Here is a 19,850-nt window from a genome sequence, read left to right as displayed (position 1 = left end):
TAGGTCGCTGCCAGGCCTGCAAAGGGCAAGACAAGACAACAAAACACACGACACAAACCTCTTCACAAAACGAACAAACACACAAAGCCCTCCGAGAGAAATCTCCGGAGGGCTTTGTCGTATCCAAAACGCCGAACAGTACCAGAGCGACGCCGCCAGTGACGTTGGTATCACCCCGGCTCGTGGCTCATCGTGTCTGGAAGCTCGGCCGACAGGAAGGCCATCAGTTCCTTCTCGTTATAGGGCTTGAGGATGATAGGTGCGCCCCTGAGATCGGCGGGCACCACGTCCGGCGCAACCAGGCCCGTCATGAAGGCGAAGCGGACGCCACGTTGCTGCAATTCTCGGGCGACATCGAAGGACGTTCCGTTGAACAGATAGATGTCGAGCAGGGCGGCCCGAAGCGGCGCGTCGCCGAGGCCATCGAGAGCGGCGGCGGCGGTCGAGAACGGGCCGACCACCGTGAATCCCTTGGACGACAGAAGATCTTCGAGGTCCATGGCGATCAGCGGCTCGTCCTCAAGGACGAGAATTCGTTTGCCGCCGGTCATGTATCCACCTCGCGCTTCCGCAGCCGCTTGAAATTATTCCTGCTTTGAGACTATGGATTTTACTGACGAGGGGGCTCTCTGTATGTCCAATACTGAACACAGAGTGAAAGTCTTTCGCGTTTTTTACGTCGGTAGGAACACGTATGGCGGCGATTTCGACGTTTGAGGGCAAAACCGGCAACAATCTCATCGATGCGTTGCGCCCTCGGGAACGGGAACGTCTGGTTTCGCATCTTCATCCCTGGGCGGGCGAAGTTGGTCGCACGCTGCAGACGCCCGGCACACGAGTGGAATGGGCCTACTTCCCGATCGGCAGTGCCATGGCCTCCTATCGTGTCACCTTCGGCGACGGACGAGAGGTGGAAACGGCGCTGATCGGCAGGGAGGGGGCCGTTGGCGGCATCGTCAGTCGGGGGCATCTGCCGGCCTTCGCGTTGGCTGTCGTGCTGTTCGGCGGCACCTTCGCCCGGATCGCGCTCGGCGATCTCGAGGATCTCAAGGCCCAGGAACCAACCATCGACTCGCTGTTCAACCGCTATGCCGATTGTCTTCTCGCCCAGGTGTTCCAGGCCAGTGCGTGCAACGCGGCCCACACCATTCAACAGCGGGCGGCGCGCTGGCTGGTGGCCGCCAGCGAGCGCACCGGCTCGGACGAGCTGACGCTGACCCAGGACCAGCTCGCCGGCCTGCTGGGTGTCGGTCGCAGCTACACGACGCGCGTCATCGGACGCTTCAAGGCGGAAGGGGTGGTCGATACCCAGAGAGGGCGCCTGACGGTGCTCGACCACGACCATCTCGCGAAGATGGCTTGCGCCTGCAACGAGGTGGTTCGCGGCCACTTCGACATGGTGCTGAAGGGCGTTTATCCCGAGCCGTGAGCGTCTCTACAGAACCCTGAGCCCGAGCTCCTTCAGGAGGTCGGTCGCCTGGGCGCGGGATATGATGGCGCCTCGGAAATGTGCCGCGTCGCCAAGGCGGATGCCGCCGAGGTCAGCGCCGCGCAGGTCGGCCCCCTCGAAGCGGGCGCGGATGAGCTGGGCGTCGCGCAGGCTGCTCTCTTCAAACACCACGCCTCGGAAATCGGCCCCTTCCAGCAGGGCGCCGGAGAGATCTACCTGCTTGAGCGTCTGATCGCGGAAGGAGACTTTCGGCAGCCGCGCGTCGACGGCCAGCACTTCCTCAAGCTGAAGATCGACGGTGCGGGCGTCGGTGAAGTCGGCGCCGGTCAGCTTGGAGCGACGGAAAGCGGCGGAGGTCAGCACAGTCTGCCGGAACAGGGCATTGTTGAAGTCCGAGGAGACGATCTCGGCATCGACCAGATCGGCGCGACTGAGATCGACAAAGGCGGCCTTGCAGGCCGACCATCTGCTGTCGGCAAGCCGGGTACGGACGAGCTTGCAGTGGGTAAGGTTGCAGCCATCGAACTGCCAGCCGCAGAGATCGACCTCGCCGAAGACGAGGCCGTCGAGTTCGGCGCCAACAAGGCGGCGCGGCCCATCGCCGGCAAGCAGGCGGTTGAGCCCCGCCTGATCGACGGACTGGCCGGTAAGATCGATGGTCCGAATGTTGGTCATGAGATGGACTGCCCTGCGTCGCGACCGGTGAGGCGGCCACGCTAGAGTTTTTCCGGTGAACTCGGGTTCGCCGGAGAAACTCTATCTCCTTGTTAAGACGCAGTTCCGGACGCAAAAACCGGTACCCACTTTTGCTGGAACTGCTCTAGGCCGGATCGGTCACTCGCCCTCGAAGGCGATCAGCGTTCGCACATTGACGTTGAGGGCGCGAAGCTTGTCGGCCCCGCCGAGCGCCGGCAGGTCGACGATGAAGCAGGCAGCTTCGAGCTCGCCACCCATCTGGCGGATCAGCTTGGCGGCGGCGCTGGCGGTACCGCCGGTGGCGATGAGGTCGTCGACCAGCAGGACGCGCTCGCCCGGCAGGATGGCGTCCTTGTGCATCTCGATTTCGTCGACGCCGTATTCCAGGCTGTAGACCATCGACACCGTCTCGTGCGGCAGCTTGCCCTTCTTGCGGATCGGCACGAAGCCGGCGCTGAGCTGGTGGGCGACGGCGCCGCCCAGGATGAAGCCGCGCGCCTCGATGCCGGCCACCTTGTCGATCTTGCCGCCCGCCCAGGGCTGCACCAGCTCGTCGACGGTGCGACGGAAGGCCCGGGCATTGCCGAGGAGGGTGGTGATGTCGCGGAAGATGATGCCCGGCTTGGGATAGTCGGGGATCGCGCGAATGGTGTCGGCCAGATTCATGGAAGGGCTTCCCGAAGAAGTTACGGCTCGTTGTAGACATCCGGAGCCGGCATCGCAACAGGCGCGTTGCCCCACTTCACCGCCGATCCCCGTGTTCGCGGTCCGGTCTTGGCCGGATTGACCACAGGCTGTCTCGTCACTACGACACAACCGAAGAAAAGGGACGGATGATGAGACGGGGCTTTCGAACGGCGGTCCGTGCGTTGATGCTGCTGGTGCTCCCCGTCGTTGTCGGCGGTGCCATCCTCTCGGCCCGCTATGCTTTCCGCACGACCGAGGTGCCGGCCGACGAAGCCGGCGGTTTCTCCTCGAGCTATTATCTTTATGAGCCGAGCGAGACGGGAGCCCGCCCGACCTTCATTCTGGTCCTGCCCAACAACACCGGCCATCCGGACGACGACGCGTCGGTTCACCGGCGGTCGGCGGCGGCCATGAGCTTCATGGGACATCTCGCCTTTTCCGGCATGGATGTCGCCATCCTGGTTCCCGAGTTTCCGCGACCGAGCCGACACGACCGCATCTACACCCATGCTCTCGACCGCGATTGCCTGACGACCGAGGTGGATGGGCTGGGGCGGCTGGATCTTCAGCTGATCGCCATGATCGACGATGCAACGCGCCGGCTCCGGGCTGAGGGACGGCGGGTCGAGGACAAGGTGCTGATGGCCGGCTTTTCGGCGAGCGGCATGTTCGTCAATCGCTTCGTGATGCTGCATCCGGAGCGGGTGAGGGCGGCTGCGATCGGCTCGCCCGGCGGATGGCCCATCGCCCCGGCCGAACGCTGGAATGACGAACCGCTCACCTATCCGGCCGGCATCGCGGATGTCGCGGATCTCGCCGGACAGCCGGTCGATCTGTCCGAGGTCGGCAAGGTTCCGATGTTCTTCTTCATTGGCGACCGCGACGCCAACGACTCCGTGCCTTACTCCGACAGCTACGACGATCGGGAGCGCGAACTGGTGCTGAAGTTGTTCGGCAGGACGCCGCTCGACCGCTGGGACACGGCGCGTCGCCTCTACGAGATGGCCGGGCTGGAAGCCGAGTTCCACCTCTACCCCGGTGTCGGACACGCCATCACTCTCGGCGAGCTGGGCGATGTTCGCCGCTTCTTCCGCCGGGTGATCGCAACGGAGTGATGCCCGCGTGGCTGGGCCGGGGACACGCCACAAAAAAGGGCCCTGTGACGGGCCCTTTTGCGTCGCTTCGACAGATGGGATCAGTGCGGGGTGCCGCGCCAGACCTGCCGCTTCACAAAGTAGAGGATGCCGGCGAAGATGATCAGGTAGAGCATCACCTTGAGGCCCAGCTCCTTGCGGGCGTCGAGGTGGGGCTCGGCCGCCCACATCAGGAAGGCCGACACGTCCGTGGCATACTGTTCCTTGGTCTGCGGCGTGCCGTCCGAGTACTCAACGAGGTCGTCGTCGAGCGGCGGCGGCATGCGCAGCGAGACGCCGTTGATGAAGTGCGGGTTGTAGTAAGTGCCTTCGGGCACCTCCACGCCTTCCGGCGGATCCTGGTAGCCGGTGAGCAGGGAGGCGATGTAGTCCGGGCCCTGCTCCTGGTACGGCCAGAACATGTCGAAGACGAACCAGGGGAAGCCGCGATGGACGGCGCGCGCCTTGGCGATCAGCGACAGGTCGGGCGGCAGGGCGCCGCCATTGGCGGCGCGGGCCGCGTTGTCGTTGGGGAAGGGCGAAGGGAACGGATCGGACGGCAGACGAGGCCGCTCGAACATCTCGCCGGCATCGTTGGGGCCGGCCTCGATGGCGTAGGTGGCCGCGAGCACCTTCACCGCGTCCTCGGTGAAGCCCGGTCCGCCCTCGTCGGCGAGGTTGCGGAACTTGACGTAGCTCATCGCATGACAGGACGAGCAAACGTCCTTGTAGACCTGGTAGCCGCGCTGCAGCTGGGCCTGGTCGTAGCGGCCGAAGATGCCGGCGAAGGACCATTCCTGGCGGGTCGGCTTGATCAGGGGATACTCGACCGTTTCTTCGGCGGATGCGATCGTGGCCGTGAGGGCGATGCCGGCGGCAAGAGCGGCGGCGGCCCAACGGATCATCTTGGCAGTCATGATTTCTCTCCGTCGGGCGTCAGTGGGCAGAACCGGGGACCGATTTCGCCAGGATCGCATCGTTGATCGACACCGGCAGCGGCTTCGGCTTCTCGATGTAGCCGAGCACCGGCAGGATCACCAGGAAGTAGGCGAAGTAGTAGAAGGTGCTGAGCTTGGCCCAGCTGACCGCCTGCAGGCCGGCGATGATGGCGTCGGTCGCTTGCGAGCCGAGGTAGCCGAGGAACAGCGCGTTGACGCCGAACACCCAGAAGGCAACCTTGAAGATCGGCCGGAAGCGGCCCGAGCGCACCTTGGAGGTGTCGAGCCAGGGCAGGAAGGCCAGCACGGCAATGGCGCCGAACATGGCGAGCACGCCGCCGAGCTTGGAATCGATCGGCCCGATATTGAAGTCGATGGCGCGCAGGATCGCGTAGAACGGCAGGAAGTACCATTCCGGCACGATATGGGCCGGCGTCGACAGCGGGTTGGCCTCGATATAGTTGTCGGGATGGCCGAGGAAGTTCGGCTGATAGAAGACGAACCAGCCGTAGAAGATCATGAACAGCACGATCCACAGCACGTCCTTGGACGTGGCGTAGGGCGTGAAGGGCACGGTGTCCTTCTCGCTCTTCACGTCGATGCCGAGCGGGTTGTTCTGGCCGACCACGTGCAGCGCCCAGACGTGCAGCACCACGACGCCGGCGATCAGGAACGGCAAGAGATAGTGCAGCGAGAAGAAGCGGTTGAGCGTGGCATTGTCCACCGAGAAGCCGCCGATCAGCAGCGTCTGGATCGGCTGGCCGACGATGGGGAGCGCCGTGAAGAAGTTGGTGATGACGGTGGCGCCCCAGAAGGACATCTGGCCCCAGGGCAGCACGTAGCCCATGAAGGCGGCGGCCATCATGAGCAGGTAGATGATCACGCCGAGGATCCACAGGATCTCGCGCGGGGCCTTGTAGGAGCCGTAGTAGAGGCCACGGAAAATGTGGATGTAGACGGCGATGAAGAACATCGATGCGCCGTTGGCGTGGAGATAGCGGATCAGCCAGCCCCAGTTGACGTCGCGCATGATGCTCTCGACCGAGCGGAAGGCGATCGTGCTCTCGGCGGCGTAGTGCATGGCCAGCACGATACCGGTGACGATCTGCACCACCAGCATCATGGCGAGGATGCCGCCGAAGGTCCAGAGAGCGTTGAGATTGCGCGGCGTCGGGTAGGAAACAGCGGTGTCGTGCAGGAGGCGGACGACCGGAAGGCGCGCCTCGAACCACTTCCCGATGGCCGTCTTCGGGACATAGGTCGAATGACCGGACATGGAATACCTCGTCGGGAAGGTGATCAGCCGATGCGGATCTTGGTGTCGGAAAGGAAGGCGTAGGGCGGGATCGGCAGGTTTTCCGGCGCCGGGCCCTTCCGAATGCGGCCGGCCGTGTCGTAGACCGAACCGTGGCAGGGGCAGAACCAGCCGCCGAACTCGCCGGACTCGTCGAGCGGAATGCAGCCGAGGTGGGTGCAGACCTTGGTCATGACGAGGATGTTTTCCTTGCCGGTCGCGGCGCGGTTGGCATCCGTGGCGTCGGCGGCGGCATCGGTATTGGCGTTGCGGGCCAGCGGATCCTTGAGATCCTCGAGCTTGACCGTCTTGCCTTCCTCGACTTCCTTCTCGGTGCGATTGCGGATTACCACCGGCTTGCCGCGCCACATGACCGTGATGGCCTGACCGGGCTGGACGCCGGAGATGTCGACCTCGACCGACGCCAGCGCACGGGTGGAGGCATCGGGATTCATCTGGTCGACGAACGGCCAGGCCGCCGCAGCAACGCCGACCACGCCGAAAGCACCGGCGGCGTGCAGGAGGAAATCGCGGCGGGTTGGTTCTGCCGGTGTATCGCTCTCAGCCAAGATCGCTTCCTTTCGCGCGGGGAGCGGTCGCCACCGATCGGCGGGCGGCCGCCTCATCATCCTCGTTGGCGCCACCCCGTCCGCGGCGTCGATGCGAGGTTGAAGAAAAGGGGTTCAACAACTTGCACGGCTTCCGACGCAAGCGCGACTACGCCTTGCTACGGATGCCTTTCCGGCCCTCTTTATGCATCAACGCCGGGCGATGTCCAGTTGGTGGGCTTGAGAATTTGGTCTGATTTTTGGATTTATTCCAAAAAGTAAGAGCGCCGTTGCCGGGGGTCTACGGTCCGTTTGCCATCGGTTCGTTTTCGGCCCGGTCCGGTCTTGCCGATGCCGGGCAACAGGCCGCTTCGCGAACACGGTCATGAAGTGCGCGGCGTCATCCCGCCTTGAGAGCGCGCGGGGCGGCTTTTTGCGCAAAGCGAAGCGTGGCGCTGCCGTTCAAGCCGCCTCGTCGTCGTCGAGATTGAGGAAGCCGCCGGTCTGGCGGCTCCAGAGGCCGGCGTAGAGACCGCCGCGGGCGACGAGTTCGGCGTGGCTGCCCATTTCGACGATGCGTCCGTGCTCCATGACCACCAGACGGTCCATGCGGGCGATGGTGGAGAGGCGATGGGCGATGGCGATCACCGTCTTGCCCTCCATCAACACGCCGAGGTTTTCCTGGATGGCGGCCTCGACGTCGGAATCGAGCGCCGACGTCGCTTCGTCGAGGACGAGGATCGGCGCATTCTTCAGCAGCACGCGGGCAATGGCGATGCGCTGGCGCTGGCCGCCGCTGAGCTTGACGCCGCGCTCGCCGACAAAGGCGTCGAAGCCGGCGCGCCCCTTGTTGTCGACGAGATCGGGAATGAAGGCGTCGGCGTGGGCCATGCGGGCGGCGGCCAGCACCTCCTCCTCGCTGGCGTCGGGGCGGCCGTATCTGATGTTGTCGCGGATCGAGCGGTGCAGCAGCGAGGTATCCTGCGTCACCACGCCGATGGCCGCGCGGAGCGAGTTCTGGCTGACGGCGGAGATGTCCTGTCCGTCGATGCGGATGCCGCCGGTCTCGAGGTCGTAGAGGCGCAGCAGCAGGCTGACCAGCGTCGACTTGCCGGCGCCGGAGCGGCCGACGAGGCCGATGCGCTCGCCCGGCGCGATGGACAGCGTCAGATCGTCGATGGCGGTCCGGCTGGAGCCGTAGCCGAAAGTGACACGGTCGATCTCGATGCCGCCGCCGCTCACGACGAGCGGACGGGCGTCGGGACGGTCGGTGACGAGCTGCGGGCGCGACAGCGAGCGCACCGTGTCGTCGAGCGTGCCGATGCTCTCGAACAGGTCCGAGAGGCTCATGGTGGCCATGCGCGACAGCTGCTGGATCTGCATGGTCATGGCGATCACCGAGGCGATGTCGCCCGGCGTGGCGAGGCCATGGCTCCAGAGCTGCACGCCGACGAGGCCGCTGGCTGCAAGCAGCAGGCCGTTCAACAGGGTGAGCAGGGTGGAGAGGCCGGTCAAGAGACGCATCTGCTTGCCGGTGGCGGTGACGCCGCTTTCCAGCGCCTCGCGCACATAGGCGTCCTCGCGCGTCGAAGCGGTGAACAGGCGCACCGTCATGTAGTTGGAGTAGCCGTCGACGAGGCGACCGGAGAAGATCGATGCCGTGTCGGCCACCTCGCGGGCGGCGGCGCGGCTCCGTGGCACATAGGTGTAGACGAGGATGGCGTAGGCGATCGTCCAGACGATAAGCGGGGCGGCGAACAGAGGATGCTTGACCAGCAGGTAGCCGATGACGCCCACCATGTAGAGCACCACGAACAGAAGCTGGTCGGCGAACAGGCGCAGCAGCGATCGGATCGCCTGGCCGGTCTGCGTCACCTTTGTGGCGATGCGGCCGACGAAGTCGTTCTGGAAGAAGGAAATGTCGGCGCGGGCGACGAACTCGTGCGTACGCCAGCGGACGAGGGTTCCGACATTGCGCGACAGCACCTGGTTGCGGACGAGCTGGGCCAGGAAGGCAACCAGCGGCCGGGCGGCGAGCAGCAGCAGCATGAAGAACAAGATGACGCGCCAGTCGACGACGCGGATACCGCTCTTGTCGGCCTCGGTCACCGCGTCGATCAGCCAGCCAACGCTGATGGGCAGCGTCACCTCGATGAGCGACAGCAGCAACGTCAGCCCGGCCATCACCGCCAGCGGCCAGCCGGTTTGCCCCAGGAAGAAGCGGAGGATGCGCCATTTCGTGGTGGGCGGCGTCAGCGGGTGGCGGCCCGTTGTCGGCTTGAAGGGATCGATCCGGTTCTCGAACCAGGCGAACAGGCGGGTTGCGGCGGATCGGAGAGAGGACATGCCTCGAATGTGGCCGTCTCACAGGATGGCGCAAGGGAGAAATGTCGCCGTCCCGCGAAAATTCTCGTGAGGTCGGCGGTCCGACGGAGCAGCCACATCCTTACACGCGGCCGCCACCTTCATCATCGAGCTGCGAAAGCACCATCAGGTCGGCGCGCAGTCGATCGGGATCGGCCAAGCCCGTCTCGATCTCCGCATGAACGGCCTTCCAGATCGGCACGGCATCGATGAGAACCGCCCGTCCGGCCGGCGTCAGGCGCAGCAGGCGGGCGCGCTTGTCCGTCGGGTCGGCTTCCGTTTGGACGAGGCCGCGCCGCTCCAGTGGCTTGAGATTGGCGGTGAGCGTCGTCCGGTCCATGGCAAGCAGCGCCGCCACGCTGCCGACCTTCGGCGGCTGCGGCCGGTTGAGCGACATCAGGAGCGAGAACTGGCCGCTGGTGATGCCCACGGGCTTCAGCGCCACGTCGAACCGGCGGGCGAGCGCCCGCGCCGCCCGCTGCGCATGCAGGCACAGGCAGGTATCGCGCACCAGAATCGTCGTCTGGAAGCTGGGATTGACAGGCGTTTGCATTTGAGTGGTTGACTCGGTCATTCTTTTACGTTGATATCAACCTATATGGAGGGGCGTCAATCGGTATCCGCCGCCTGTAGCCGACGGGCCAATGGGTAGCTGACGGAAAATGGCGGCCTCGCCCGGCAGTCTGTGCCGGCGGACGGCAAGGCGGGGCAGGGCGCTGGACGGGCGTCGTGTCGAAGACAAGCGCGGTTACGGCGTCCGGATTTGCATCATGACGATGAGGGAGGGAAGACCCATGAAGATCGTGACCAGCCTTAGTTTCCAGGGACAATGCCGCGAAGCGTTCGAGTTCTATGCCAAGGTGCTCGGCGGCAAGATCACCGGCGCCGTTCCCTATGGCGATGGCCCGCCCGACATGCCGATCACCGACCAGAAATACAAGACCTGGCTGATGCATTGCTGGCTCGAGGTCGGCGATCAGGCGCTGATGGGCGCCGACATGGATGTCCAGTGGGCCAAGAACATCGACAAGCCGAAGAATGGCTTCGACGTGACCCTGCATACCGAGGACATGGCCGAGGGGCGGCGCTGGTACAGCGAGCTGTCCGAGGGCGGCACGGCGGTGATGCCGTTTGCCGAAACCTTCTGGTCGCCCGGCTTCGGTTCGCTGGTCGACAAATTCGGCATACCCTGGATGATCAACGTCATACCCTCGGCCGATTGGAAGCCTCAGCGGGGCTGACGAAAAGAGCTTTCGTTTTATATCAATAGCTTATTTGCGTTACGTCAGTCGGGCGCAAGCCCAGAGAGACAATCATGAGCCATTCCTATCGTTGGGTCATTGTCGCTGCGGGCGGCCTCATGGGCTGTGTCGCCGTCGGCGCCATGTTCTCGCTGCCCGTCTTCCTGCAGCCGATGGCGAAGGAGACCGGCTGGTCGGTCACCGGCATCTCCACGGCCATGACCATCGGCTTCCTCGCCATGGCCGTGGCCAGCATGGTCTGGGGCGGCCTGTCCGACCGCTTCGGGCCTCGGCCGGTGGTCTTCACGGGATCTGTCGTGCTGGCCGCTAGCCTGGCGCTCGCCAGCCGGGCAGGGTCGCTCATCGAGTTTCAGGTTCTGTTCGGGCTGCTGGTCGGCGCGGCGACCGCCGCCGTCTTCGCACCGATGATGGCCTGCGTCACCGGCTGGTTCGACACGCAACGCGGCCTTGCCGTGTCGCTCGTGTCGGCCGGCATGGGCATGGCGCCGCTCACCATGGCGCCGTTTGCCGCCTGGCTCGTCACCATCCACGACTGGCGCACTTCCATGTTGATCATCGCCGGCATCGCCGCCGCGCTGATGATCCCCGCGTCGCTCCTGGTGCGCCGGCCGCCGGCGCTGGAGGGCGGCCACCCCGAGATGATGGGACACGAGCCGCAGTCGGGCATGACGGTGCGCGAGGCGGTGATGTCGCCGCAGTTCATCACGCTGATGCTGGCCAACTTCTTCTGCTGCGCCACCCACTCCGGCCCGATCTTCCACACGGTGAGCTATGCCGTGACCTGCGGCATCCCGATGATCGCGGCCGTGTCGATCTACAGCGTCGAGGGGCTCGCCGGCATGTTCGGCCGCATCGGCTTCGGCCTCGCCGGCGACCGGTTCGGCGCCCAGCGCGTGCTCGTGCTCGGACTGCTGGCGCAGGCTTTCGGCGTTCTTTCCTATGCCTTCGTCGGCCAGCTCGGCGGGTTCTACGCGGTGGCGATGATCGTCGGCTTCATCTACGCCGGCACCATGCCGCTTTACGCAGTGATCATCCGCGAGAATTTCCCGCTGAGGATGATGGGCACCATCATGGGCGGCACGGCGATGGCCGGCAGTCTCGGCATGTCGACCGGTCCGCTGGTCGGCGGCATGATCTACGACCGGTTCGACGGCTATGCGCTGATGTACATCGCCTCCTGCGGCATGGGCGTCGTCGCCACGCTGATCCTCCTGAGCTTCCGACCCTTCCCGACACGACAGCAGGGCGAGTTGGCGCCGGCCTGAGGCCTCTCTCGAAGCGCGGCTCGCAAAGCGAAGCGGCCGCTGCTTCGTGTCGGATCTGAGATCCATATGAGCCTCGCGCCCCATTCTGCCTGAGGTCCCCGCCTGCGCGGGGATGACAGATTTATATAAAAGAAACATATAGATAACCTGTCATCCCCGCGAAGGCGGGGACCTCAGAACGAATAAGTCGAGCGGTCGATATCGGGGACCCAGCCCCCCAACACCATCGCCGTACATGAAGCTCCAGCGCGCAGGAGGCCGACATGGCCAAACTGGTCTATGCCCTGAACCAGTCGCTCGACGGCTACGTCGACCACATGGCCTTTGCGCCCGACCCCACACTGTTCCGCCATTTCATCGACGACGTGCGCGCGGTATCCGGCAGCATCTACGGCCGCCGCATGTACGAGGTGATGCGTTACTGGGATGACGATCGTCCCGACTGGGACGCAGCCGAGCGCGACTACGCCGTAGCCTGGCGGAGCCAGCCGAAATGGGTGGTGTCGCGCTCGCTCCGAGAGGTTGGCCCCAACGCAACGCTCGTCAATGACGACATCGAGGCGACGGTCCGCGACCTCAAGGCCCGGCTCGACGGCGTGATCGAGGTCTCCGGACCGGAGCTGGCGGCAAGCCTTGGCAACCTCGGCCTCGTCGACGAGTACAGGATCTATCTCCACCCCGTGGTGCTCGGCGGTGGCAAGCCGTTCTTCGCCCGCCCACGCGGCCCGCTCCGCCTCGTTGCCAGTGACCGCATCGGCAACGAGGTGATCAGACTGACTTACGTTGCGGGATAGTTGCCGGTCGGCCGGGGTGTCGCCGAGAAGGGGAGATCCGCCCGGAAAGTCTCGCGACTGTCCGGGCGGATGTTTTCTCACGCTTCCGCCGGTTCCGAAAAGTCTGCGACTTTTCGGGCGGGAATGCCGCTTTCGTCGACCAGGAAGCCGCCGGTCTGGCGGCTCCACAGGCCGGCGTAGAGGCCGCCTCTCGCGACGAGTTCGGCATGGCTGCCCATCTCGACGATGCGGCCGCCGTCCATCACCACGAGGCGATCCATGCGGGCGATGGTGGAGAGGCGGTGGGCGATGGCGATCACCGTCTTGCCTTCCATCAACGCGCCCAGGCTCTCCTGGATCGCCGCCTCGACGTCGGAGTCGAGGGCCGAGGTGGCCTCGTCGAGCACGAGGATCGGCGCGTTCTTCAAGAGAACGCGGGCGATGGCGACGCGCTGACGCTGGCCGCCGGAGAGCTTGACGCCGCGTTCGCCCACGTGGGCATCGAAGCCGGCCCGGCCCCTGTTGTCGACGAGATCGGGAATGAAGCCGTCGGCGTGCGCCATGCGCGCCGCTTCCTGCATTTCCTCATCCGTCGCCTCGGGCCGGCCGTACTTGATGTTGTCGCGGATCGAGCGGTGCAGCAGCGAGGTGTCCTGCGTCACCACGCCGATGGCCGCGCGCAGCGAGTTCTGCGTGACGGAGGCGATGTCCTGTCCATCGATGCGGATGGCGCCGCTCTCGATGTCGTAGAGACGCAGGAGCACGTTGACCAGCGTCGACTTGCCGGCGCCCGAAGGACCGACGAGGCCGATCTTCTCGCCCGGCGCGATGGTCAGGCTGACGCCGTCGAGCGCGCCCTTCGCCTTGCCGTAGTGGAAGGCGACGCGGTCGAACTCGATGCCGCCGCCGGTGACGACGAGCGGCTTGGCGTCCTTGCGGTCGATCACCGTCTGCGGCTTCGAGATGGTGGTGATACCGTCTTGAACGGTACCGATGTTCTCGAAGATGCCGGTCAGCTCCCACATGATCCAGCCGGACATGTTGATGATGCGCACGACCAGACCGCCGATCAGAGCGATGGCGCCGGTGGTGACGGCGCCTTGCGTGAACAGCCAGACAGCCAGCACGCCAGTGATGGTCATCTGCAGGCTGTTGATGGTCGTCAGCGACATGGTCATGCCGGTGATCAGCCGCTGCTGGGCGTAGAACACCGACGTGTGGTCTTCCAGCGCCTCGCGGGCGAAGTCGTCCTCGCGCTCGGCGTGGGCGAACAGCTTCACCGTGTGGACGTTGGTGTAGCTGTCGACCACGCGACCGGTGAGCAGCGAGCGCGCCTCCGACATCTCCTCCGACTTCCGGGCGATGGCCGGAATGAAGCGCCGGAGCACCATCAGGTAGGCGACGATCCAGATGATGAGCGGGATCGCGAGGCGAATGTCGGCCTCGATGAACAGCACCAGCGCCGACACCGTGTAGATCAGCACGAACCAGATGGCGTCCGCCGCCTGCGTGGTGGATTCGCGCAGGGACGGTCCGGTCTGGATGATCTTGTTGGCGACGCGGCCGGCGAAGTCGTTGTTGAAGAAGGCAATCGACTGGCGAAGCACATAGCGGTGGTTCTGCCAGCGGATCAGGTTGGTGACGCCGGGGGCGATGGTCTGGTGGATCAGGAGATCGTGCATGGTCTGGAACACCGGGCGAGCGATCAGGATCACCGCGCCCATGCCGATGAAAGCCCAGCCATGGCGGGACATCACCTCGGAGGGCGGAGTGGTGCTGAGATAGTCGACGATGGCGCCGATGTAGCGGAAGATCGACACCTCGATCAACGCGACGAAGAAGCCCACCACCATGACGGCGGCGAAGCTCGGCCAGACCTGGCGGAGATAGTGCCAATAGAAGGGAATGAGGCGGTCCGGCGGCTGGCCGCCCGGCCCCTTGGCATAGGGGTCGATCAGACGTTCAAAAAAGGCAAACATGACAGCACCGAATGCAGGCGGTGAGCCGGCGACCGGATGGCCGCGGCTGAAAGCTGGAGGTTGAAATCAGGGGGCGAATGGGTCCGGGACGGCGCACGCCATGCGGGCGCGGTCCGAAACTGGCCACGGATGTGCGAGCCGGAAAAACGGCCCGACCGGGTCAAGCTATAAGCAGAGAACCACCATTCGACGCTCCTCCTTGTGACTGGAGCCGGCAAACGGTAGCAGAAGGCGTTCTCAGTGCAACCGTTCACACGTCGGTGCGCTAATACGATTCAACAAGGGTGGCGGAAATGCCACTCTCCATCACGCCCATCGATCGAAATCCATCGGAATCGTTGATGATCGACCTTGCTCTCTACCAGCCGGACATCGCCCAGAACACCGGAACGCTGATCCGGCTCGCCGCCTGCCTCGGCACGACGCTGCATGTCATCGGGCCGGCGGGTTTCGACATGTCCGACCGCAACCTCAGGCGGGCCGGCATGGACTACATCGAACTGGCGACGGTGGTCCGGCACATCGGCTGGACGGATTTCGAGGCCTTTGCCACGACGGCGGGCCGGCGGCTGGTGCTGGCGACCACCAAGGGGTCGGTTCCCTATGCCGACTTCGTCTTCCGGGACGGCGACATCGTGCTGATGGGGCGGGAATCGGCGGGCGTGCCGGAGGCGGTGCACGAGCGTGCCGATGGCCGGGTGGTCATCCCGATGCGACCGGATGCCCGGTCGATCAACATGGCGTTGTCGGCCGCCATGATCATGGGTGAAGCGCTGCGGCAGACCGCTGGTTTCCCGATGCTTCAGGGAGCGTGATCGTCGGCATCATCGAAATGCGTTGGACGGCGGCATGACATTGTCCGATCTTCCGCGCTTCGGATTTCGGAGAGACGACATGAAGCTGCTCATCGCCAACAAGAGCTATTCCACCTGGTCACAACGCGCCTGGCTGGTGCTCAGGCACTTCGGCATTCCCTTCGAAGAGATCATGCAGCCGCTCTACGTCGATGGCTGGAAGGAAGCCATCCTGAAGCTGTCGCCGTCCGGCAAGGTTCCCTGCCTCCTGGATGGCGACATCACCGTCTGGGAAAGCCTGGCCATCATCGAGTATCTCGCCGAGAAGTACCCCGATCGCGGCATCTGGCCGGTCGACGCGGCGGCGAGGGCGCATGCCCGATCGGCGGCGGCCGAGATGCACGCGGGTTTCCAGAACCTCCGGCGCGACTACACGGCCAACTGGCGGCGGACCTATCCGTGGAAGGCGCGGGGCGACGGTTCGGCATCGGAGGACGCCAAGCGGATCTTCGCGCTCTGGAAGGAGGCGCGGCAACGGTTCGGCCAGGGTGGGCCGTTCCTTTACGGGGCGTTCACGGCGGCGGACGCCATGTATGCGCCGGTGGTCGGCCGCTTCACCACCTATTCCTGGGTGGTCGACGCGGAGACCGAGGCCTATATGGGGGCGGTGCGCAGCCTGCCTGCCTATGCGGCATGGGTCGAGGCCGGACGGGCCGAGCCTTGGACCATTGCCCAGTACGAGTACGACGAGTAGCGGCGGGGCTGGCAGGAACCCCTAGGGGCGTGGTGCGTTTAGGCACCATGCCCAGCCAGGAGGCTTCTACGATGTTCAAAGCCATTACCACCACCGTCCTTGCCGCCGTCATGGCGGCCACTTCCATCGTTCCCGCCGGGGCGACGTCATTCTCCATCGGCGGCTATTCGAGCCCGATCGAGATGGTTCAGTATCGGTCCGGGCGGCACTGGGATCGTGACCGTGCCCGCTACTGGCACGGTCATCGCGGTTATCGCCACCATCGCCCGGGTTATCGCCGTCACAATGACGGCTGGTGGTATCCGCTGGCCGCCTTTGGGCTTGGCGCGGCGATCATTGGCGGCATGGCGGCGCAGGCGCCACGATCGAGGCTCGGGCCTGCGATGCCGGTGAACCACGTGCGCTGGTGCCAGGGGCGCTATCGTTCGTACGATCCCCGGACCAACACCTTCCAGCCCTATCACGGGCCGCGTCGGATCTGCGTGTCGCCCTATTCTCGCTGATATTTGAACGGCGCGAGGCGGCGGCAAAACCCGCCGTTTCGCTTCGGCGCTTGGCAAGAACGGGTGAAAGCGCCTAAATCACGCTCCGTCAAAACCCGGAGTTCGTTCATGCCGACCAGCGCCGCCTCTCTCGCTTCGACCGAGCTGCCGCCCGACATCGAGGGCAAGAAGGCGCTTGCCACCGACTGGTTCGCCGACCTTCGCGACCGCATCTGTGCCGTTTTCGAGGAGATCGAGGACGAGGGGGCGCCCGCGGCGGGCATGGAGCCCGGCCGTTTCGTGCGGACGCCCTGGCAGCGCACAGATCACAGCGGTGCGCCCGGCGGCGGTGGCGCCATGAGCGTGATGCGCGGCGCCGTGTTCGAGAAGGTGGGTGTTCACGTCTCGACCGTGCACGGCGAATTCGCACCCGAGTTCCGGGCGCAGATGCCGGGCGCCGAGGAAGATCCGCGCTTCTGGGCCAGCGGCATTTCGCTGATCGCCCACATGCAGAACCCGCACGTGCCGGCCGTTCACATGAACACCCGCACGGTGGTGACGACCCGCCAGTGGTTCGGCGGCGGCGCCGACCTGACGCCGACGCTCGACGCCCGGCGGACCCAGGACGACCCCGACACCATCGCCTTTCACTCGGCGATGAAGTCGGCCTGCGCCGCCCATCCGCACATCGACTATGCCGACTACAAGGCCTGGTGCGACGAGTATTTCTTCCTCAAGCATCGCGGCGAGGCGCGCGGCGTCGGCGGCATCTTCTACGACTATCTGCATTCGGATGCCGGCTGGGCGGCGGATTTCGCCTTTACCCGCGACCTCGGGCTCGCCTTCCTCGACATCTTTCCCCGCCTCGTCCGTTCCAACATGCGCACCCCCTGGACGGCGGCCGAGCGCGAGGAACAGCTGGTGCGGCGCGGCCGCTATGTCGAGTTCAACCTTCTCTATGATCGCGGCACGGTGTTCGGCCTGAAGACCGGCGGCAACGTCGACGCCATTCTGTCGTCCATGCCGCCGCTCGCCAAATGGCCCTGATGCCTCACCAGGGCGTCTCGCCGTCGGGCTCCACAAAGCGCCCTGATACGGCGTCCTCGCCGAGCAGAGCATATTTGACCGGCAGCTTCGCCCCTTCCTCGGCCGTCATGAAGCCGGTGTGGCCGGTAAGGTCGGTCTTCACGTAGCCGGGGCTCACCGAGTTGACGACGATGGCGGTGTCGCGCAGCTCCGCCGCGAGCTGGACGGTGAGCATGTTGAGCGCGGCCTTGGAGGCGTTGTAGCCGATGAGGCGCGCGGAATAGTAGGGCGAGGTCGGGTCGCCGTTGACCGCGAGCGAGCCGAGCGAGCTCGACAGGTTGACGATCCGCCCGGCTGGCGATCGGCGCAGCAGCGGCAGCATGGCCTGCGTGACGGCCAGGGTGCCGATGAAGTTGGTCTCCATGATCCGCCGTGCCGCCTCGGGCGAAGCCGACGATGGCGGGCCGTCCTGGGCGTCGACGATGCCGGCGTTGTTGACGAGAATGTCGAGGCGGCCATGGCGGTCCCGTATCGTCTCGGCCGCTGCGGCGATGCTCTTGTGGTCGTTGAGGTCGATCCGGATGGGCTCGGCCTTCAGGCCTGAGGCGGCAAGCTCCTCCGACGCCGCCTGTCCCCGCCCGGCATCGCGGGCGCCGAGGACGACGGTGACGCCGGCCTCGGCGAGCTGTCGGGCAATCTCCAGTCCGATGCCCTTGTTGGCGCCGGTGATGAGGGCGATGCGTACCATTGAACTGTCCTTTCGTTCTCAAGTTTGTGCTAGACCTGAGAATATGAAGGATCGTTCAGTTTGAGGATTCGCTTTTGCTGACCAGCCCGCCGCCGTATCTGTCGCCGCGGAAAAGGCCGCGCCAAGCGCGTGCGGCCGTGACGCTCGACGCGATTTTCGAGGCGACCATTCAGGTTTTGATCGCCGACGGACCGCGCCGGCTGACGACGACGCGGGTGGCCGAAAGGGCCGGCGTCTCGGTCGGCACCATGTACCAATACTTCCCGCACAAGCAGGCGTTGTTCTATGCGCTCAACGAGCGCTACCTCGATATCGTCGCCGAGAAGGTGGAGGCCACCTGCCGGGCGCAGCGGGGCGCCGAGGCCGAGGCGATGGTCGAGGCGCTGGTGACAACCTACTGGCAGGCCAAGACGGAGCGGGCCGAAGTGACGCAAGCGCTCTACAAGTCCGTGGTCGAGCTCGACAACGAATCGCTGATCGAAGCCTTCGCCCGACGCGTCGACGTGGCGACCGCCGCCATGTTCGCCAGCGCCGCCAATACCGCCTTCGCCGATCTCAACACGGTGGTGCTGACGCTGCTCACCAGCATCTTCGGCACGGTTCGCAGCGTGTTCGAGCGCAATCTGCCGGTCGAGGAGGCGGAGGCCGTGCTGCGGCAACTCGTCCTGATGTGCGTCGCCTATCTGCAGGCGGTCAAACTTCCGGCCGAAGGCGTGACGGCATCGGTGCGCCGGCAAGCTCATCTTTCCGCGCGTGATGTCGCCTGATCCTCAGCGGATGGGACCCTCGCTCATTTGTGTACCGATTCATAAAATCGGTTCATACTTGTTTATGCGTGTTGTTGTTCTCGTTTGTGCACGCTATAAGGCGGCATGACCGATGAACTGCCGCTTGCCCGCCGTGATCTGATCGCCGCCCGTCTCGCTGAGGGGCAGTCGGTGGCGTCCGTCCAGTTGGCCGCCGAGTTCGGCGTGTCGGAAGATGCCATCCGGCGCGATCTCCGGGCGCTGGCGGCCGATGGGCTTTGCCGGCGCGTCTATGGCGGCGCGTTGCCGCTGGCCGTCAGGCCGCTGTCGGCGCGGCTGGGCGAAGGCGTCGAGGCCAAGCGGGCGCTGGCGGCGCGTGCGGCGACACTAGTCGAGCGGGGCGACCTGATCTTTCTCGATGCCGGCAGCAGCCATGTGGCGCTGGTCGACGCCCTGCCGGAAGACTTCGGGTTGACGGTGGCCACCAACTCCGTGGATGTCGCCGCCGCCGTGATGGGGCGGCAGGACCTCGATCTCCTGATGATCGGCGGGGCCGTGGATGCCGCCATCGGCGGGGCGGTCGACGCCGTCGCCATCGAGGCGGTGACACGCCTTGCCTTCGACCTGTCCTTCATCGGCGTCTGCGGCGTTTCGGCCGAGGACGGCGTCGGCGCCCTCAATCATGCCGATGCCATTTTCAAGCGCGCGGTGATGGCGACGAGCCGCCGGCGGGTCGCGCTTGTCACCTCGGACAAGTTCGAGGCTCGCGCGCCCTATCGGATCGGGCCGGTGCGCGCCTTTTCGTTTTTCGTGGTCGAGCAAGATGCCGCCGAGGCTTTTGTCCCTGGTCTTGTCAAAGCCGGGGCCGAGGTCGTCTCGGTTGGTGATCCTCCATGAGTTTCAGTTTTTCG

General features: G+C 65.2%; 21 protein-coding genes. 11 read left to right on the top strand and 10 right to left on the bottom strand.

Translation table 11 applies throughout. The annotated features are described in order from the left end of the window. Positions 1-170: 170 nt before the first annotated feature. Positions 171-551 (bottom strand): response regulator, encoded by a 381-nt coding sequence (locus M4J39_RS21845; RefSeq protein WP_251730611.1) that lies wholly within the window; start codon positions 549-551, stop codon positions 171-173. Positions 552-694: 143 nt separating this feature from the next. Here M4J39_RS21845 and M4J39_RS21840 point away from each other — a divergent pair, with 143 nt between their 5' ends. Next, complete coding sequence (locus M4J39_RS21840) at positions 695-1,429, top strand: Crp/Fnr family transcriptional regulator (RefSeq protein WP_251730610.1); 735 nt, start codon at positions 695-697, stop codon at positions 1,427-1,429. A 6-nt stretch (positions 1,430-1,435) separates the two neighbouring features. Here M4J39_RS21840 and M4J39_RS21835 read toward each other — a convergent pair whose 3' ends face one another. Together M4J39_RS21835 and M4J39_RS21830 are read right to left on the bottom strand one after the other, a co-directional pair. Next, complete coding sequence (locus M4J39_RS21835; RefSeq protein WP_251730609.1) at positions 1,436-2,125, bottom strand: pentapeptide repeat-containing protein; 690 nt, start codon at positions 2,123-2,125, stop codon at positions 1,436-1,438. Positions 2,126-2,284: 159 nt separating this feature from the next. Then, positions 2,285-2,812, bottom strand: a complete 528-nt coding sequence (locus tag M4J39_RS21830) for an adenine phosphoribosyltransferase (RefSeq protein ID WP_251730608.1) — start codon at positions 2,810-2,812, stop codon at positions 2,285-2,287. Between the two features lie 167 nt (positions 2,813-2,979). Between M4J39_RS21830 and M4J39_RS21825 the strand changes: the two genes are divergently transcribed. Continuing rightward, positions 2,980-3,948: a hypothetical protein gene (locus tag M4J39_RS21825; protein ID WP_251730607.1), complete on the top strand. Its 969-nt coding sequence runs from the start codon at positions 2,980-2,982 to the stop codon at positions 3,946-3,948. 80 nt (positions 3,949-4,028) lie between these two features. On the opposite strand, the gene M4J39_RS21820 is transcribed toward M4J39_RS21825, so the two are convergent. The 5 genes from M4J39_RS21820 to M4J39_RS21800 all read right to left on the bottom strand — a co-directional run bounded on the left by M4J39_RS21820 (position 4,029) and on the right by M4J39_RS21800 (position 9,663). Continuing rightward, on the bottom strand, positions 4,029-4,883 hold the full coding sequence (locus tag M4J39_RS21820) for a cytochrome c1 (protein ID WP_251730606.1): 855 nt from the start codon (positions 4,881-4,883) through the stop codon (positions 4,029-4,031). A 19-nt stretch (positions 4,884-4,902) separates the two neighbouring features. Further along, complete coding sequence (locus M4J39_RS21815; RefSeq protein WP_251730605.1) at positions 4,903-6,180, bottom strand: cytochrome b/b6; 1,278 nt, start codon at positions 6,178-6,180, stop codon at positions 4,903-4,905. A 23-nt stretch (positions 6,181-6,203) separates the two neighbouring features. After that, positions 6,204-6,767 (bottom strand): ubiquinol-cytochrome c reductase iron-sulfur subunit, encoded by a 564-nt coding sequence (petA, locus tag M4J39_RS21810; protein WP_251730604.1) that lies wholly within the window; start codon positions 6,765-6,767, stop codon positions 6,204-6,206. A gap of 441 nt (positions 6,768-7,208) precedes the next feature. Beyond that, a complete protein-coding gene (locus M4J39_RS21805) occupies positions 7,209-9,092 on the bottom strand; it encodes an ABC transporter ATP-binding protein (RefSeq protein ID WP_251730603.1) in 1,884 nt (627 codons plus the stop codon). A 100-nt stretch (positions 9,093-9,192) separates the two neighbouring features. Continuing rightward, positions 9,193-9,663 carry a MarR family winged helix-turn-helix transcriptional regulator gene (locus tag M4J39_RS21800; RefSeq protein WP_251730602.1) on the bottom strand — a complete coding sequence of 157 codons (471 nt, stop codon included), beginning with the start codon at positions 9,661-9,663 and terminating at the stop codon, positions 9,193-9,195. Between the two features lie 241 nt (positions 9,664-9,904). Between M4J39_RS21800 and M4J39_RS21795 the strand changes: the two genes are divergently transcribed. The 3 genes from M4J39_RS21795 (at position 9,905) to M4J39_RS21785 (ending at position 12,431) form a co-directional block, all read left to right on the top strand. Beyond that, positions 9,905-10,351 carry a VOC family protein gene (locus M4J39_RS21795; protein ID WP_251730601.1) on the top strand — a complete coding sequence of 149 codons (447 nt, stop codon included), beginning with the start codon at positions 9,905-9,907 and terminating at the stop codon, positions 10,349-10,351. 74 nt (positions 10,352-10,425) lie between these two features. Beyond that, a complete protein-coding gene (locus M4J39_RS21790; RefSeq protein WP_251730600.1) occupies positions 10,426-11,637 on the top strand; it encodes an MFS transporter in 1,212 nt (403 codons plus the stop codon). 263 nt (positions 11,638-11,900) lie between these two features. Beyond that, entirely contained in the window at positions 11,901-12,431 is a 531-nt protein-coding gene (locus M4J39_RS21785; protein WP_251730599.1) for a dihydrofolate reductase family protein, read from the top strand. 77 nt (positions 12,432-12,508) lie between these two features. On the opposite strand, the gene M4J39_RS21780 is transcribed toward M4J39_RS21785, so the two are convergent. Beyond that, positions 12,509-14,389: an ABC transporter ATP-binding protein gene (locus tag M4J39_RS21780; protein WP_251730598.1), complete on the bottom strand. Its 1,881-nt coding sequence runs from the start codon at positions 14,387-14,389 to the stop codon at positions 12,509-12,511. 341 nt (positions 14,390-14,730) lie between these two features. Here M4J39_RS21780 and M4J39_RS21775 point away from each other — a divergent pair, with 341 nt between their 5' ends. The 4 genes from M4J39_RS21775 to hemF all read left to right on the top strand — a co-directional run bounded on the left by M4J39_RS21775 (position 14,731) and on the right by hemF (position 17,466). Then, positions 14,731-15,204, top strand: coding sequence for a tRNA (cytidine(34)-2'-O)-methyltransferase (locus tag M4J39_RS21775; protein WP_251730597.1), 474 nt, complete (start codon positions 14,731-14,733; stop codon positions 15,202-15,204). Positions 15,205-15,283: 79 nt separating this feature from the next. After that, positions 15,284-15,937 (top strand): glutathione S-transferase family protein, encoded by a 654-nt coding sequence (locus M4J39_RS21770; RefSeq protein WP_251730596.1) that lies wholly within the window; start codon positions 15,284-15,286, stop codon positions 15,935-15,937. Positions 15,938-16,008: 71 nt separating this feature from the next. After that, positions 16,009-16,440: a BA14K family protein gene (locus tag M4J39_RS23135; RefSeq protein ID WP_371875498.1), complete on the top strand. Its 432-nt coding sequence runs from the start codon at positions 16,009-16,011 to the stop codon at positions 16,438-16,440. A gap of 108 nt (positions 16,441-16,548) precedes the next feature. Then, entirely contained in the window at positions 16,549-17,466 is a 918-nt protein-coding gene (gene hemF / locus M4J39_RS21760; RefSeq protein ID WP_251730595.1) for an oxygen-dependent coproporphyrinogen oxidase, read from the top strand. A 4-nt stretch (positions 17,467-17,470) separates the two neighbouring features. On the opposite strand, the gene M4J39_RS21755 is transcribed toward hemF, so the two are convergent. After that, positions 17,471-18,193, bottom strand: coding sequence for an SDR family oxidoreductase (locus M4J39_RS21755; protein ID WP_251730594.1), 723 nt, complete (start codon positions 18,191-18,193; stop codon positions 17,471-17,473). A 137-nt stretch (positions 18,194-18,330) separates the two neighbouring features. Here M4J39_RS21755 and M4J39_RS21750 point away from each other — a divergent pair, with 137 nt between their 5' ends. Further along, positions 18,331-18,960 (top strand): TetR family transcriptional regulator, encoded by a 630-nt coding sequence (locus tag M4J39_RS21750; RefSeq protein WP_251730593.1) that lies wholly within the window; start codon positions 18,331-18,333, stop codon positions 18,958-18,960. A 105-nt stretch (positions 18,961-19,065) separates the two neighbouring features. Further along, positions 19,066-19,836 carry a DeoR/GlpR family DNA-binding transcription regulator gene (locus M4J39_RS21745; protein ID WP_251730592.1) on the top strand — a complete coding sequence of 257 codons (771 nt, stop codon included), beginning with the start codon at positions 19,066-19,068 and terminating at the stop codon, positions 19,834-19,836. The last annotated feature ends 14 nt before the right edge of the window (positions 19,837-19,850 follow it).

Source organism: Pleomorphomonas sp. NRK KF1, from assembly GCF_023721755.1.
Taxonomy (GTDB): Bacteria; Pseudomonadota; Alphaproteobacteria; order Rhizobiales; family Pleomorphomonadaceae; genus Pleomorphomonas.
Note: the sequence above shows the minus strand (reverse complement) of the source record. Positions and strands in the feature narration are given on the sequence as shown.

Bases quoted from the DNA above. Each gene is read 5' to 3' on its own strand.
- M4J39_RS21755 (WP_251730594.1), bottom strand. From the start codon at position 18,193: ATGGTACGCATCGCCCTCATCACCGGCGCCAACAAGGGCATCGGACTG.
- M4J39_RS21815 (WP_251730605.1), bottom strand. From the start codon at position 6,180: ATGTCCGGTCATTCGACCTATGTCCCGAAGACGGCCATCGGGAAGTGG.
- M4J39_RS21835 (WP_251730609.1), bottom strand. From the start codon at position 2,125: ATGACCAACATTCGGACCATCGATCTTACCGGCCAGTCCGTCGATCAG.
- M4J39_RS21805 (WP_251730603.1), bottom strand. From the start codon at position 9,092: ATGTCCTCTCTCCGATCCGCCGCAACCCGCCTGTTCGCCTGGTTCGAG.
- M4J39_RS21845 (WP_251730611.1), bottom strand. From the start codon at position 551: ATGACCGGCGGCAAACGAATTCTCGTCCTTGAGGACGAGCCGCTGATC.
- M4J39_RS21795 (WP_251730601.1), top strand. From the start codon at position 9,905: ATGAAGATCGTGACCAGCCTTAGTTTCCAGGGACAATGCCGCGAAGCG.
- M4J39_RS21820 (WP_251730606.1), bottom strand. From the start codon at position 4,883: ATGACTGCCAAGATGATCCGTTGGGCCGCCGCCGCTCTTGCCGCCGGC.
- M4J39_RS21840 (WP_251730610.1), top strand. From the start codon at position 695: ATGGCGGCGATTTCGACGTTTGAGGGCAAAACCGGCAACAATCTCATC.
- hemF (WP_251730595.1), top strand. From the start codon at position 16,549: ATGCCGACCAGCGCCGCCTCTCTCGCTTCGACCGAGCTGCCGCCCGAC.
- M4J39_RS21775 (WP_251730597.1), top strand. From the start codon at position 14,731: ATGATCGACCTTGCTCTCTACCAGCCGGACATCGCCCAGAACACCGGA.
- M4J39_RS21825 (WP_251730607.1), top strand. From the start codon at position 2,980: ATGATGAGACGGGGCTTTCGAACGGCGGTCCGTGCGTTGATGCTGCTG.
- M4J39_RS21785 (WP_251730599.1), top strand. From the start codon at position 11,901: ATGGCCAAACTGGTCTATGCCCTGAACCAGTCGCTCGACGGCTACGTC.
- M4J39_RS21800 (WP_251730602.1), bottom strand. From the start codon at position 9,663: ATGCAAACGCCTGTCAATCCCAGCTTCCAGACGACGATTCTGGTGCGC.
- M4J39_RS23135 (WP_371875498.1), top strand. From the start codon at position 16,009: ATGTTCAAAGCCATTACCACCACCGTCCTTGCCGCCGTCATGGCGGCC.
- M4J39_RS21770 (WP_251730596.1), top strand. From the start codon at position 15,284: ATGAAGCTGCTCATCGCCAACAAGAGCTATTCCACCTGGTCACAACGC.
- M4J39_RS21745 (WP_251730592.1), top strand. From the start codon at position 19,066: ATGACCGATGAACTGCCGCTTGCCCGCCGTGATCTGATCGCCGCCCGT.
- M4J39_RS21790 (WP_251730600.1), top strand. From the start codon at position 10,426: ATGAGCCATTCCTATCGTTGGGTCATTGTCGCTGCGGGCGGCCTCATG.
- M4J39_RS21830 (WP_251730608.1), bottom strand. From the start codon at position 2,812: ATGAATCTGGCCGACACCATTCGCGCGATCCCCGACTATCCCAAGCCG.
- M4J39_RS21780 (WP_251730598.1), bottom strand. From the start codon at position 14,389: ATGTTTGCCTTTTTTGAACGTCTGATCGACCCCTATGCCAAGGGGCCG.